The organism is Streptomyces sp. NBC_00029 (assembly GCF_045160505.1).
GTDB lineage: Bacteria > Actinomycetota > Actinomycetes > Streptomycetales > Streptomycetaceae > Streptomyces.
Genome location: NZ_CP108292.1, coordinates 4,069,091 through 4,083,396, shown reverse-complemented (window position 1 = coordinate 4,083,396; position 14,306 = coordinate 4,069,091). Strand labels below are relative to the sequence as shown.

11 protein-coding genes, 1 tRNA gene and 1 pseudogene are annotated in these 14,306 nt (G+C 67.5%); 4 read left to right on the top strand and 9 right to left on the bottom strand.

Translation table 11 applies throughout. The features are described 5' to 3' along the window. Positions 1 to 102: 102 nt before the first annotated feature. Complete coding sequence (locus tag OG753_RS19090; RefSeq protein ID WP_405789329.1) at positions 103 to 1,446, top strand: ATP-binding protein; 1,344 nt, start codon at positions 103 to 105, stop codon at positions 1,444 to 1,446. Here OG753_RS19090 and OG753_RS19085 read toward each other — a convergent pair. From OG753_RS19085 to OG753_RS19055, 7 genes and pseudogenes are all read right to left on the bottom strand, one after another. Further along, on the bottom strand, positions 1,349 to 2,185 hold the full coding sequence (locus OG753_RS19085; protein ID WP_405789328.1) for a nitroreductase/quinone reductase family protein: 837 nt from the start codon (positions 2,183 to 2,185) through the stop codon (positions 1,349 to 1,351). The genes OG753_RS19090 and OG753_RS19085 overlap by 98 nt on opposite strands. A 230-nt stretch (positions 2,186 to 2,415) precedes the next feature. Then, positions 2,416 to 2,488: transfer RNA gene (locus tag OG753_RS19080), tRNA-Arg, on the bottom strand. Positions 2,489 to 2,701: 213 nt separating this feature from the next. Next, positions 2,702 to 3,526, bottom strand: a complete 825-nt coding sequence (locus tag OG753_RS19075) for a hypothetical protein (RefSeq protein WP_405789327.1) — start codon at positions 3,524 to 3,526, stop codon at positions 2,702 to 2,704. Positions 3,527 to 3,662: 136 nt separating this feature from the next. Next, positions 3,663 to 5,057: an acyl-CoA reductase gene (locus OG753_RS19070; protein ID WP_405789326.1), complete on the bottom strand. Its 1,395-nt coding sequence runs from the start codon at positions 5,055 to 5,057 to the stop codon at positions 3,663 to 3,665. Beyond that, positions 5,054 to 6,262 (bottom strand): acyl-protein synthase, encoded by a 1,209-nt coding sequence (locus OG753_RS19065; RefSeq protein ID WP_405789325.1) that lies wholly within the window; start codon positions 6,260 to 6,262, stop codon positions 5,054 to 5,056. The genes OG753_RS19070 and OG753_RS19065 overlap by 4 nt, the downstream gene beginning before the upstream one ends. Positions 6,263 to 6,383: 121 nt before the next feature. Further along, positions 6,384 to 6,923: pseudogene (locus OG753_RS19060) on the bottom strand (transposase family protein); the annotation flags it as partial. A gap of 19 nt (positions 6,924 to 6,942) precedes the next feature. Beyond that, a complete protein-coding gene (locus tag OG753_RS19055; RefSeq protein ID WP_405789324.1) occupies positions 6,943 to 7,767 on the bottom strand; it encodes a thioesterase II family protein in 825 nt (274 codons plus the stop codon). Positions 7,768 to 8,239: 472 nt separating this feature from the next. Here OG753_RS19055 and OG753_RS19050 point away from each other — a divergent pair, with 472 nt between their 5' ends. The 3 genes from OG753_RS19050 to OG753_RS19040 all read left to right on the top strand — a co-directional run bounded on the left by OG753_RS19050 (position 8,240) and on the right by OG753_RS19040 (position 10,214). Further along, positions 8,240 to 9,259 carry a 4'-phosphopantetheinyl transferase family protein gene (locus tag OG753_RS19050; RefSeq protein ID WP_405789323.1) on the top strand — a complete coding sequence of 340 codons (1,020 nt, stop codon included), beginning with the start codon at positions 8,240 to 8,242 and terminating at the stop codon, positions 9,257 to 9,259. Next, a complete protein-coding gene (locus OG753_RS19045; protein WP_405789322.1) occupies positions 9,256 to 9,933 on the top strand; it encodes a hypothetical protein in 678 nt (225 codons plus the stop codon). Before OG753_RS19050 ends, OG753_RS19045 begins: the two co-directional genes overlap by 4 nt. Positions 9,934 to 10,061: 128 nt before the next feature. Beyond that, positions 10,062 to 10,214 (top strand): hypothetical protein, encoded by a 153-nt coding sequence (locus OG753_RS19040; protein ID WP_405789321.1) that lies wholly within the window; start codon positions 10,062 to 10,064, stop codon positions 10,212 to 10,214. Between the two features lie 7 nt (positions 10,215 to 10,221). On the opposite strand, the gene OG753_RS19035 is transcribed toward OG753_RS19040, so the two are convergent. Beyond that, positions 10,222 to 13,038, bottom strand: coding sequence for a BTAD domain-containing putative transcriptional regulator (locus OG753_RS19035; RefSeq protein ID WP_405789320.1), 2,817 nt, complete (start codon positions 13,036 to 13,038; stop codon positions 10,222 to 10,224). A gap of 683 nt (positions 13,039 to 13,721) precedes the next feature. Continuing rightward, positions 13,722 to 14,000 (bottom strand): hypothetical protein, encoded by a 279-nt coding sequence (locus tag OG753_RS19030; RefSeq protein WP_405789319.1) that lies wholly within the window; start codon positions 13,998 to 14,000, stop codon positions 13,722 to 13,724. Between the last annotated feature and the right edge of the window lie 306 nt (positions 14,001 to 14,306).

Sequence of the window (14,306 nt, the reverse complement as noted above, 5' to 3'; positions counted from 1 at the left end):
GCGTCCTGATGCCGTATACGACGCAATCTGGCCTGATCCAGTGCGATCCGGCCGGATCCCGCCGGTCGCACGCCGGGGCCGCCGCATTACCGTGAGCTGACCATGAACGACATGCAGCGCGGCGAGCGGCTGCGGCCGCGCCTGCGGCTGCCCGCCTGGACCTCGACACTGACCTGGAAGGCCACGGTCTTCATCACCCTCATGTGCTGCGGACTCGCGGCACTGCTGGGCTGCCTCGTGCACGGCGCCATGACCCGCCAGACCGTGGGCACGGCCCGCGAGAAGGCGCTGATCAGGCTGGAACGGACCATCGAGGCGTACGAGGCCGGCGCACGCATGCCGCGCGGCGAGGGCATCGACCCTGCGGGCCTGCCCCCGGAGCTGCGCGCCCTCGCCGTCGGCGGCAAGCGCGGCACGGCCGTCGGCAGGCACCGGGGCCGCCCCGTGATGTGGGCGGCCGGGCCCGCCGCCCAGGGCACCGCGATAGCCGTCTCCGTGGACTTCCGTGCCAGCGAGCGGACCATCGCCGAACTGGACCGGGCCATCCTCGGCTCCTCCGGCCTCGCCATCGGCGGCACCCTCCTCGTCGGCGCGTTCGTCGTCACCCGGATCACCCGGCGGCTCCACCTGACCGCGCAGGTGGCCCGCCGGATCAGCGCCGGCGACCTGGACGCGCGGGTCGACGACGGGACCCGCAGCCGCAGCAAGGACGAGGTGGCGGCGGTCTCCCGGGCCCTGGACACCATGGCCTCGTCGCTGCAGGGCAAGCTCGAGGCGGAACAGCGGTTCACGGCGGACGTCGCCCACGAGCTGCGCACCCCGCTGACCGGCCTGAACGCGGCCGCCGAGCTCCTGCCGCCCGGCCGTCCGGCCGAACTCGTACGCGACCGGGTGCAGGCGATGCGCTCACTGACCGAGGACCTGCTGGAGATCTCCCGGCTGGAGACGCGCAGCGAACGCGTGGAACTGGACTCGCACGACCTGGCCGGCCTGGCGGCGCGCACGATCCGGGCCTCCGGCACCGACACCGCCCTGGAGGTGCGCGGCTCCCTGCGGGTGGACACCGACCGCCGGCGCCTGGAGCGGATCCTGGGCAACCTCGTGGCCAACGCGCACCGTCACGGGGCTGCCCCGGTCACGCTCACGGTCGACGGCCGGACCCTGACCGTGACGGACTCGGGTCCCGGCTACCCGGAGTACCTGCTGACCGGCGGCCCGCAGCGGTTCCGTACGGAGGGCACGAACAAGGGCCACGGGCTGGGCCTGACCATCGCCGCCGGCCAGGCACGGGTCCTCGGCGCCACCCTCACCTTCCGCAACGGGGTGGCGGGCGGCGCCGAGGCCCGCGTCACGCTTCCAGGGCCCGCAGCACCGGGAGCAACTGCGCCTCCTCGCCGTCCAGATGAGCCTCCAGCTCCCGGCTCATCCGTTCCACGCGCTTGCTGAACCCGGCGCCGGGCGCATCGAGTGCCCGTACCAGTTCCTCCTGGAGCCGGGCGATGGCGGCGTGTTCGGCGCCGATCCGCCGGAAGAACTCCCGCATGTGCGGATGCTGTTGCTCCAGGTACGGGAAGAGGCCCGCGTCCTCGCTCTTGTGGTGGAACTCCAGCGAATGGCAGAACGCCAGGCAGTGCTGCCGCAGTTGCAGCCCGAGCGAGGCCGCCCCGCCGCCCTGCGGCTCCTTGCGCGCGAGATCCCGTACAAGGGCCAGCTGCGCCCGCAGCCAGCCGTGCACGTCGAGCAGCTTCCCGGCGATCCCGCCCTCTTTGGGGGCTGCCTCGTGCGTGCGCTGGAGTGCGACGACGGGAATGACCCGCCGGGTGTGCGCCTGGTACTCCCCGTACCCGGGCTCCGCACGGACGATCCGCGCGAACAGCTCGTCCCGCAGGGCGCCTTCGGCGGGCACGGCGACGGCCTCGTACTCCTCGGTCCCGGTCTCGACCTGCACGAGGGGCCGCGCGAGGAGGTTGCGGTACCAGTCGGGATGCCGGTCGGCCCCGCCGGCGGACCCGACGACGAGCAGCCCCCCGCCCTCACGGGCAAACCCGAGCGGGGTGGTGTGCGGCTTCCCGGACCTGGCTCCGGTGGTGGTGAGCAGGATCAGCCCGGATCCCTCGAAGGGCCCGCCGACGCGGCCGGCGTTCGCCCTGAATTCTTCGATGACGGTGTGATTTAACGATGACATGGGGTGTGGATGTCCTCACGGTGTGTGTGCGTGCGACGGCAGCGAAACAACCGAGGGAGATCACCCGTAGCCGGTGGCGCAATGGCCCATGACCCGGTCCTTCAACAACAGGTGCCTGCCCAACCACCGCCCGGCCCACATCTCAGTAGGCGGCGTCACGCGACACGCGTGCCATGAAACCACAACGCGAAGAGGCCCCCCAGCCGATTTCGACTGAGGGGCCTCGTCCGTGCCCTCGGCAGGATTCGAACCTGCGACACCGGCTTTAGGAGAGCCGTGCTCTATCCCCTGAGCTACGAAGGCGAAGGCGGGGATCTGTCGAAAAACGTGTCTAAAACGACGCCACGTGCGTGGCCCAGTCTTGACATGTTTTGGACAGGTCGGTGATCGACCGGTGAGGGACTGATCGCCGCCGCCAGTGTAGCGGGTGGCGTGCTCGATGTACGGGGAGATATGGCTCGCTGGGGGATCTTGCGCAGTGTGCTGGAGAAACCGGGGCAGGGTGACCTGGGGTTGTCAGGAGCGGATCGCGTTGAGTGCTCGGGTGATGGAGTTGTTCACCCAGGCATAGCCGATGTAGATCAGCAGGGCTCCCCGGGCGCCATACGCGGGTACTCGCTCGTGCGGGTAAGCCTGGTCGAAGCGCGAGTGAATGGACTCGCTGTCCTGGCGGAAGCCCTTGAGCCGGCGGGCGGCAGTGGTGCCGGGAGGAACCTGCCGGAGGTGTTCGGTGCGGTTGAACCGCCGCTTCTTCGTCTTCGGGTCGATCTGCCGGTCTTCGTCGGTCTCGTCGACGCGGATCCGGGGCGTGTGCGTCTTGACGGGGCAGTCGATGGCGATCCGGTGGTAGAAGCGGGTGCTCTTTCCCTCGCGGCACTCGAGTTCCTCGACGGGCAGAGGGGTGTAGTGCGTCTTGCCGTCGTCGGTGATGCGACGCTCGCACACCCTGCCCTCGGCTACGTAGAGATCGTGGGAGCAGTCGCAGTCCTTGTCCCTGTAGCGCAGCAGGGACTGTGGCGTGAGTCCTTCGTGTTGCGGGGTGAACACGACGAGGCCTTCGGCGATCAGGGGCGCCCGGTGCTTGCCGCGCAGGGCGACGTCGTAGGTGACGGCCTTCGCGCCGCGGGCTCGCGTCAGGATGCGCTTGACCATCGCGACCAGCGCGATGCCTTCCGACTCGCGCTCCGGGTCCTCTTCCGGTGACTTGTGACGGATCGACTCCAGAGCGAGGATCACGCGGCTGTGGGGTGTGGCTGCCAGGCGGACGGCGGTGGCGAGGAACTTGTTGCCGTAGACGGCGTTACTGCCTCCTTCGATGGTGATGCCGGCGTCTTCGTCCACACGATGGCGGCGGATCTCACCGGTCCGCTCGTCTACCGTCTCCTGTTCGGAGTGCCCGGAAGGAGGCTCTGATAGCCGTGAAAGTCAACCAGACGCTTCGGTGGGACGGGTTGGCGCTACCTGCGGCAGGTTACCCTCAGGCTGCTTCCGCCTCGGCTTGCAGCCACTCTCCCCTATCCTCCCCCGTGGCGATGCTGACCCGGCGGCTGTAGCGCTGCAGCGCCAGCTGTCCGTCGTGCGGCTCGCCCGCGTAACTCTCCAGCATCGCCCCCAGTGGTACGACGCGCAGGGCTCCGGCCCGGAAGAACTCGCCGGCCAGCGGCACCGTGCTGCTCCCCTCGGCGTGCAGGCCGACGGTCTGCAGATAACGGCGCATCGGGTGGAGGACCCGCACGATCTCCTCCCGCGGCAGTGGCTTGACCCAGACCGTTCCGAACAGGGGGGAGGCGGCCAGGCCGGGACGCGTGTCCGCGAGCACGTGCCAGGTGCCATCCGGCGCGCTGAACGTACGGGTCAGGCCCAGGTGTTCCTCCAGGTGCGCGACGGTCACCACGTTGGTGATCTCCGCCTGCTCGGCCGTCTCCCTCGGCAGTACGGGGAAGTGGCTGGCCTCCGCCGACAACGCGTCCGCGACGGCCCGGGCCTCGGCGAACAGCACGTCTCGGTCGGCGGTGTCGACGTAGACGACCTGCGGGCTGGTGCAGGTGCGCTGACCGTTGCGCAGGATGTCCCGGGCCAGCTTCCGCAGCGTCTCGCCGTCCCGGCGGGCACCCGTGCGGTCGAGATAGGCCAGGGAGATCTTGGGCCCCCACTCGACGAGCCGGCAGCCGGACGGAAGGAACCGGGCAACGCCCTCGACGGCCTCTTCGGTTCCCCAGACCGCCACGGCGTCGGCCGGGCGGCACAATTCACGCAGCCACTCGGTGTTGCGGGACGAGAAGCGCAGCACCACCAGCCGGCTGCGGAGCTCTCCGGACGGATCGGCGTCGGCCAGTGCCGCGAGGGCGTGCTGGGTGAACAGGCTCTCGGTACCGCTGGTCTTGACGATGTTGACGTTTCCGGCGAGCAGGCCCTCGACGACGCTCAGCACGCCGCCCGCTGCCACGTTCTTCGGGGCGATGTGGACCAAGGTGCCGATGGGCTGCCACAGCTCCGCCGCGCCGTCCGCGAAGGGCGCCGGGACTGGATGGTGCGGGGCCGTGCCGCCGAGCTCGGCGGTCAGCTGGGCGGCCAGCAGCTCGGGAGCGAAGGCCTCGGCGAGGGAGGCAAGGGAGAGTTTCGCGTCTGCGGTGGGCAGCGCGGTCGTGGCGGGATCGGTCAGATCGGCGAACAGCCGGCGGTACTCGGGGCTGTCCGGGTTGGCGAGGAGGGCGGCCAGCCTGCCGCACGCGGCCAGGACGTGGTGGACGTCGAGCGACCCGGTCAGGGCGGGCAGGATGCCGCCCAGGGTGCCGAGGCGGCGGCCGGCCTCCTCCTCGTCGACCCATTCGCCCTGCCAGTAGTAGGGCGTGGTGTGCGGGACGGTGGTCATCGAACCTCCAGGAGTTCCGCCGCGGCGACGGCGCAGTTGCGGTTTCGGCGTACGCCCGCCCGTCCGTGGACCTCGAACCACGGGGTGGCGATCCCGCAGTCGCCCGGCGGGTGCAGGGTGCCGAGGTCGGCCATGAGGATGGTGTGAGCGGGCAGCGACGTGATGAACGGTGAGACGAACTGGAGATAGCCGGGAGTGCCGTGGCCCACCGGTTCCAGGGTGCGCACGTCCCGCACCACACAGCGGGACCAGACGGGTACGTGGAAGTGGTGCGCGGCGCACTCGATGTACGGGAGACAGTGCTCCACCGAGCCGTAGCAGTCGCGGATCCGCTCCTCCGGGATGCCGAGCCGCCGCTCGATCGCGGCGCGGAACTCGACCCGGCCGATGGACCGGTCGGCGTGGCCCTTCCAGCCGCCACCGGTCAGCACTAGCGATCCCTCCGGCAGGTCCAGGCAGGGCACGCCCATCGCCTCCATCCGCTCCAGTACGGCGTGCAGCAGGGCGGGGAAGCCGACGATCCGCACCGGCTCGTCGCGGGCGGCGAACTCGAGGAGGGCGTCGACGGAACCCATGGGGTTGAACTCGTGGCCCTCGCCGGTGTTCCGCAGCGCGTGGACGGCGGAGGCGACGGGGGCGAAGTCGCAGAGCTCGTTGAGACCGTGCGCGGCGCCGATGGTGAGCCGCGGATCCGGCTCGTAGCCCAGCACCAGGTAGTTCGCGGGGCGCTCGACGTCGATGAGCCCCAGTGCCTTGATGGTCCAGGCATCCATGCGCTGGGCGGCGCCGATGGACCAGGTGTCGAAGCCTATTTCGGTCTTTTCGCCGCCTGTGCCCGAGGAAGTCAGCCGGAGCGCCACGGTGTCGTCCGCAATGGAGCTCAGGGCATGCCGTTTGAACAGGTTGACGTGGATGTAGGGCAGGTCGGCGACCTGCTCGACGCCGGTGATGTCCGGCGCGCCCGCGCCCTTCCACATGGCCCCGTACAGCGGGTTGCGGGCGGCGTGCCAGGCGTTGATCTCCCGCATGGCGGCGACGAACACGGCGTCGGCGGCCTCGTCGGCCCGGAAGGGGTCGGCGATGTCACACAGCTCCTGCACCCGGGGCAGCTCCCCGGGGTCCGGCACCTGGAGGGGACGGAAGTACTTCGCGAGCGAATTGAGCCGGCGCGTGAGGTCGGCATCAGAGGTCGACGCGGTTGTCATAGCACTCCTTGTTGATCACTACGTACATACTTCTCGTCGAGCCCGTCGAGAGGGGCTTTGCTCCGCTCTGACGGGCACCGTTGGCTAGTCGGGCAGGCTGCCTGACGGAGCCTTTCCATCTTCAGCCTGAGCTGGCCAGATGCAGGGTGAGGACGGCTTGGAAGAGGGCGGTGATGCGGGTGGTCGAGCAGCGGAGCTTGCGGAGAAGCCGCCAGGACTTGAGGGTGGCGATGGCCTGCTCGACCAGGGCCCGGATCTTCGCGTGGGACCGGTTGACGGCCTGCTGGCCTGCGGACAGCGTCTCCCACCTGCCGCGGTAGGGGACACGGACCGTGCTCCCGGCTCCTTGGTAGCGCTTGTCGGCCTGGCAGACGATGCCGGCCCCTGCGAGAGCGTCGATGACACCGTGCTCGCAGGCCGCACGGACGTCGTGGACGGCCCTGGGCAGAGCGGGTGACGCCCACAGCAGCCGGCCGAACGGATCGGCGAGGACCTGCACGTTCATTCCGTGTTTCTTGTGTTTGCCGGAGTAGAAAGGGCGGTCGGCAGCGATCCGGTCGATCGGCAGCAGCGTTCCGTCCAGCAGGACGAACGCCTTCGCCGACGCCGCCCGGACCGCCTCGGGGAGAGTCGGGGCGAGGGCGGCCAGGACGTCGACGGCCTAGCTGCCCTTCCTTACCTCAGGCAGGAATGTGCTCGACGGCACCGGCGTTTTCTTGCGCCATGTCAGGGTGATGCGGCGCGATAAGAGTGCGCAGGCGCGAAGAGATATCAATGAGTAGTTCACGGCGGTGGCTCATAAGATAGAAGTGGCCTCCAGCGAAGCCGCGCACAGTGAAGCTGCTGTTCGTCACGGCCGACCATCTCGCGACGGCTGCCTCGCCTGCTCTCGTGTCCTGGTTTCCGTAATAGGCGATGACCGGAATATTCAACTTGTGTTGGCCGACTTTGGTCTGATACTGGCTTACGATATGGTAATCGCTACGGATGGCGGGAAGTATCAATTCCAGCAGCTCCGGGTCGCGGAGGACCTGTGCGTTGGTGCCACCCAACGATTCAATGTGTTTCAGTAGTTCGGTGTCTGTGGCTTCAGGGAAGGCGCGGTGGGGCGCCTGGCCAGGTCCTGATCGGGAGGAGAGGAACAAGCCAGCCAGCATAGGGGCGGGTTGCTCTCGCAGGTGCATTGCCGTCTCGTAGGCGATGGATGCCCCCATGCTATGGCCGAAGAAGGCGAGAGGGACGTCAATGAACTGCTGGCATGCCTGTGCTGTGGAATACGCCAGCTCTTCCAAGGAGTCGGGCAATGAGTCGTGCAATCGGTCTTCTCGCCCGGGGTAGCGGACAGCCAGAAGCTCCACGCCGTCTGGAACAAATGGTGCCCAGTCGCGAAAGAAGCTTGCCGCACCGCCTGCATGGGGAAAGCACACCAGCCTGACACGTGGAGTGCTGCAAGCCTTGATCGTCCGAAACCACAGGCCGCGGTTTCGGTCCTGCGGCATGTTCATATCCAACCTTCCTGGCGTGAAGCTGATGAGAGTAAGAGGCTCTGATCCTCTCCTGCGTGAGCTGGGGAGGCTGCCCGAGGTCTGCCCTGGTGGCTGCGGTACGTAATGTTCTGTCCGCCGGCAAAGGCTCGGCGAACGCCTCCTCGTTGGGGAGGTTGAAGTTCATCAGGACAGCACGGCGGCGCAGACGCGTCTGCTCGGATTGCGGCCATGGTTGGCGACGGCACGTCTGCCGCTAGGCCAACAAACCTGAACAGGGCGCGAGTCGCCGGGCCTCACTCGCAAAAATTAACAGAAGAGTTGATGCGAAGGAAGCTCGGTGTGGCGCGAAGTGCACCGGACGTCAGGAGAAATGTCGGTCGGAGTGGGGGAAGGGAATCCGACAGGATCAATAAGGGACCGGAACAGTACCGGAAGGTGTCAGGGTCAGTAATGCTGGGAGGAAGGGGCGGGAGTATGAAGAGGAACGGGAATGTCTTCCCGGTTGGCGCCAGAATGGCATATGTGTGTGAAAGTGCTTGGCCTGGGGGTGACATCTTCCGCAGCTCCGACGTCGACCCCTCCCCTTTGCGTCGCCCGCACGAGCAACTATTCAGGTTTGGCTCCGCCGAGCGGCACTTGGACGTACTCGTGGCCTGCCTCTGCAAGACAACGGAGCGCTGGTGCACTTCGGCATGTTCTCCGAGTTCGGGCCCCCGGGAGAGCTGGATTCCATACCGGCATCGGTCGGCCTACTTTTTCAAGGACGAGCGTGTACGACAGGCTGTGTGAACAAGATGGGACGTGCCACATCTGGTGGGCTGAGGTTTCGGGAGCGGCGCGCAGCCGTCACCATCTGCTATCGCCGGCTGAACTGGACCGCGTCGGCACTCTTCGGAGGGCTGATGACCAAGACCGCTTTGTCGCAGGGCGGGCGCTTCTGCGCACCCTTGCGGCTGATCTACTCGGTACTGAGCCGCGTCAGGTGGTGGTGGGATCAGCATGCCCTGACTGCTCGCGCCCGCACGGGAAGCCAACTCTCCCGGGGACCGTCTGGGAGGCCTCCATCTCCCACTCCGGACGACTGGTCGCCGTGGCACTCTCCTCAAGCGGGCCAGTGGGAGTGGACGTTGAGCGGATCGACGAGTCCATGCCCCTGAAGGAGCTAGTTCCACAAGTCTTCTCCGAGTTGGAGCCAATACCTCAGGGAGGGCCGAGCCCCTTGTCCTTCTTCCGGACTTGGACTCGGAAGGAGGCCGTACTAAAGGCGACCGGGGACGGACTGCGTATTCCGATGTCGCGGATGGCGGTCGCACCTGCGGATTCTCCGCCCGCTGTGACTTCATTCGCAGGTCGGCCGGACCTCCTCGGCCGTATCCAGCTGGCCGATCTGCTGGCAGTACCTGGATACACAGCCGCTGTCGCGGTGATCTCGACTGCGGCCGTCGAGTACGTCGACCACGGGACCACGGAGCTCACCTCCGGGGTTCCAGCCAGGTTGGAGGTCCGGTGAACGAGGGACACCCCACGTCACGCATCCTGCTGGTCCTGCCTCCTGCCTCCGCGGTGCGTGCAGCGATCGCGTCCGACCTCCGAGTGTGGGCAGTGGTCGATCCGGCGGTGCGGACGTCGGACGCGCTGGCCGCAGCCGGACTCCCGGCACGCCGCCTGCTCATGGCGAGCCTTGCGGATCCTGATGCCCTGCGGACGCTGCTGGAGCGCTGCGCGCACGTCTACGGAATCGATCGGATCATCCATTCCGAGTGCGGAACCCGGAGCATGCTGCAGCCCGTGCTGGGCAGCGAGGCGGCCGCTCTCACGGCGGCGAAGGCCGCAGCGGTGGTACGCGAGATCTCCAGGCGGCTGGGATGGGCGGTGAGTGAACTGCCCGGTACGGCTGTCCTGCAGCGGCTCCTGGAACAGGGCGGATACCAAGGGCCTCACCTCGGCGACGAGCCACCGGCGTGGCCTACGTTCGATGTGTGGACGCTGAGCGTCGACGGGATGCATATCGTCACGGATGTCACCGCTCAACGAGCCGACGTCGATGAGTCCGATAAGGATCAGGCGAGGATTAGGGCCACGGTGCGGGCCCTGCTCGACCTGGCCGGGTACCGGCACGGGATGGTGCGGACAGCAGTGGAGCTCACCGCGCAGGGTTGCCGGATCATCGACGTGACCCTCTGATCAGCGAGTCCTTGAGAGGTACGGGGAAGGGAACCGTTCGGTATCGGCCTGCGCCAGTCTCTGAGATGTCGAAACGGGCACTGCCCGCCACGGCGCCGTATCCATCTCTGCAAGACAGGTAACGAGACATGCGCACGAAGCTGATCCGACTGGCCGGAATCCTTGCGGTCGCTGCCCTGGCGCTTGGGCTGGGAGCGACCGTGAAGACCTCCGACGACGGCGGGGCCGCCACCCGGCAGGTTCTTGCGGACAACAAGGGCCCGGCTTCACCCACCCCGTAAGCTCCGCTCAGTGGCCGCGGCCGGTGTCGGGCAGTTCCATGAGGTCGAAGAGCTTGGTCGCCGCTCCCTGGTGCGCCCGAGCCGTCAACATGTCGCCGACCCCCGCTGCCGCCCGCGACAGACCGAGATGCGCGGATGCCTCCTCGGACCGGAAGCGGATCGCCGAGGCAATCTCCAGCGCATGCGAATGCAGGGCCATCGCTGCCGTGTGCTGGCCCTGTGCGGTACGCAGTCGGCCGAGGATGTTCTCGGTGTATGCCTGGCGGACTGGCGTACCACCGGATCGCGCGAGGGCCAGAGCGCGCTCGGCCCAGTAGGGCACTGCATGGGTGTCGCCGATTTGATGGGCCACGACGGCGGAGAGCGCCAGCACCTGTGCGGTGTCACCAGGAGGGCCGCTCTCGTCGCAGATCTCCCGGGCTCGGCGCAGGCTCTCATGGGCGTCGGCGTACTGTCCCATCCCCATCTGAGCCGCCGCGAGATCGGCCAGTGCCATGGTCTCGTTGACCGGGTCGGGGGAGATCCGCGTGAGCTCCAGGGCCTGACGGGCGGCGGCCGTCGCCTCCCCATATCGGCCCCACCGGGTGTATAGCGAGCTGAGATTCGTTTGGGTTTCCGCCTCCGCACGTGAGGCACCAATCTCCCGCGCCACCTCGATCGCTCGCTTCATTCGCGGGAGCGCTTCTGCATAACGTCCCAGCATGAGCAGGAGGAGCCCGAGTGTGGACTCGCAGTGCGCCTCGGTGTCCCGGTTTCCCAGGCGTACCGCGATGTCACAACCCTCGCGGGCGACGTCGATGCCCTCCTCGAAGCGGCCGAGCTTCCAACAGGCAGCCGCCAGGTTGGACAGACTGACGCTCAGCAGGACCGGGTCGTCGAGCCTGCGCGCGGCTCGGGTCGCGCGGCGCGCGAGCTCATGAAACTCCTCCAGGTATCCGCCCGCGTACAGGTGGAAGGCCACGTTACGGATCAGCCAGCCGACATGCCGGTCCTGAGCGAGCCGGTCGGCTAGGTCTATCACTGCAAGCAGGCCCTGGTGCTCGTGGGCGAACCAGAGCCGTGCCGACTCCTCGTCCGTCAGCTCCGGCAGCTCTCCTGCGTACTCCTCGATTGCGGTGGAGTGGTGGGCGCGTCCGGTGAACAGCGCGTCGCAGGCTGTGCCGGTGGCCGTGTGGTAGTAGCGAAGCAGCCGCTCGACGGCCGCTGCGTCGGTGCGCTCAGTCGAGGGTCCGCGCCGGCTTCCAGCGAAGCTGCGCACTAGGTCGTGGAAGGTGTAGACGCCCAATTCGGGCTGCTGGAGCAGTTGTGCGTCGAGCAGGAGCTCAAGAATGTCCTCGGCTTCCCTGAGATCGGTGTCCAGCAACGCGGCCGCGGAGTAGCCGTCGATGCGTGGGCTCGGATGCAGCGCCAGAGTCCGGAAGGCCTCTCCATGCCTTTCATCCATGGCCAGATACGAGAGCTGAAGTGTGGCAGCGACGCTGCGTTCGCCCGAGCTCAGCTCGTCCATCCGGCGGCTTTCGTCCCGTAGCCGCTCGACGAGATACCGAATCGTCCATTGCGGACGGTTGCGCAGCCGGGTGGTCGCGATGCGTAGGGCTAGGGGAAGGTGACCGCACAATGTGGCGAGCTCGACGGTGGCGTCTGGCTCGGCGTCCACACGGTCCGGGCCGAGCATCCGGGTGACCAGTGCGGCGCTGTCCTTTGGTGTCATCGTTCCCAGGGAGTGCCACTCGATGCCGTCGAGATCAAGCAGCCGCACCCGGCTGGTGATCAGTATCAGGCAGTTGGGGGAGGCCGAGATCAAGGGACGAACCTGGGCCACGTCGGAGGCGTTGTCGAGGAGCAACAGCATCCGCCGCCCTGATATCGCCGCTCGCCACTCGGCTTCACGCCCCGACAGGTCCTCGGGTATGCGGTCGCCCGGGACACCGACGGCCCGTAGCAGAATGTCCATTGCGGCAGACGCCGATACCGTCGATTGGCTGCCTGGGGTGAAGCCGTGCAGATTTACGTAGAGCTGCCCGTCAGGAAACTCATCGGATAGCTGATGGGCGGCGCACACTGCTAGGGAAGTTTTCCCCGAACCGCCCATTCCGTCGATGGCATGGACCTGGGTGCCCGGCGTGCCCAGCGGCTCCGCGGACCGGACATGGCTCAAGAGACTGGTTAGTTCGTCGTTCCGCCCTGTGAAATCAGGCAAAGCGTAAGGCAAGGTGCATATGGACCCCCGCGGCGCGACAGGTGCTGCGGAGGCGGTAGTCGTCTCACCAGGCGATCCAGCTAGCTCGGGACTCTCGCGCAGGATCCCTTCGTGGAGCTGGACCAGCTGCCGTCCGGGGTCGACGCCGAGCTCGTCGGCGAGCAGCTCGCGTACTCTCGCGTACTCCTCCAGTGCCTCCGCCTGCCGTCCCGAGCGGTACAGGGCGAGCATTAGCTGCCCACGCAACGTCTCGCGCAGGGGATTGGCTGAAATCAGTGCCAGTAGCTCGGGGATGAGTGCTCCGGCCTGGCCGAGCCTCAGCCGTAGGTCGTACAACTGCTCTGCGGCATTCAACCGACGCTCATCCAGCGCGGCCGCCGCCAGGCCGATCACCGAGCCGCCGGCATCGGCGAGGACAGTGCCCTGCCACAGGTCGAGCGCCCCCTGGAGGTCGGTGCACGCCTCCTCTGGTCGCCCCGCCCCCGCAGCTTGTGCTGCGGCCTGCAGTCGTGCCTCGAACTCCAGGAGATCCAGTCCGCCGGGTGGCACCGCCGTCCGGTAGCCCGGACCGTCGGTGAGGATCGTGCTCCCGCCGTCCGGCAAGCGCCGGCGCAGATCGGCCACAGCCTTTCGCACCTGGTGAACTGCAGTCGCCGGAGGGTTCCCTTCCCAGGCAGCCTCAATCAGTTTGGTTACGGTTACCACTCGCCCGCATTCAAGCAGAAGGGTGGCGAGCACCCGCTCCTGGATTGCCCCCCCGAGTCGCAGTCGCACTCCGTTGGCCCATACCTCCAGGGGGCCGAGAACGCGGAAGCGAAGGTCTTCTGACCGGGGCACCACATCCTTCCCCGCGTCCATGTCCTTCATTGCTTCTCCAGCCCCCGTAACTTGCCAAAACCCCAGGTCGAGGGCTTGGCCAGAAGGATCATAGGTCATCCGCCATAGCACTCAAACTGGCTTTGTTGGTGAGTTTCAGAACATCTGATGCTCAGTGGCGGGAACGCCCGGTTCCACGGGTGAGTGATGTCGCTGAGTTTTCGAGGACGCCTCGGCGCTCGCTTCGGGACCATGGTTGTGCTCTGCACGACGAGGGGGCCCGGGTGTTGCCGAAGCCCAAGGTCGATCTGTACGCGGCGATCCGTCGTGATGCCAAGGACGGCATGTCGTTGCGGGCGCTCATGCGGAAGCACGGTGTCGGCTTCGAGGCCGTACGGAGGGCCTTGATTTCGGCGTTGCCGAAATCGCGGAAGGAGATGGAGCCGCGGGAGACAAGGCTGGACCCTGCAAGCCGATGATCGACGGCATCCTCACGGGCTCGCCAGCGTGAGGTGAGGACCGAGGGGAACGGTCCGGCGGTCGAACTCGGCATCGAGCTTGCCCAGGTCCGCCCGAGCGCCGCGGGGAAGCAACAACAACAACACGTCCTCCAGGCGGTCCCTCGCCGCGAGGGGGCCACAGCACTCACAGCCCATCACCGGATCCGGCAACACGTGCCCTGGCTGTTTCAGATACCACTCACATTCGGCCAGGGCAGCGACTACGACCCCCGGCCACAGCGGGTCCTCCTCCACCTTCCGGATCGCCACGCGAGTCGCCGCAGTCACACCGGCGATCCGGCGAACCGGGATACCTCTTCGGGGCTGCCAACGCTGCGCGCGCAGCCCCTTCGGACGCCTACGCGGCATCGGCCTTTCGGATCGGCATCCCGTCATCTTGCCACGGACCGGGCTGCCTCCGCCGTGTGCCGGGATGCATCCGGATCCGGCCGGGAACGAGACGGGACCGGGTCGGGAGGTGCTGCGGCAACCATGAGATCACGCAGATCCGAGGCGGATCGGTTGACGGTGAGACCCATGCCGATCAAGTACTACCGACTTCGCATCGAAAGGGCT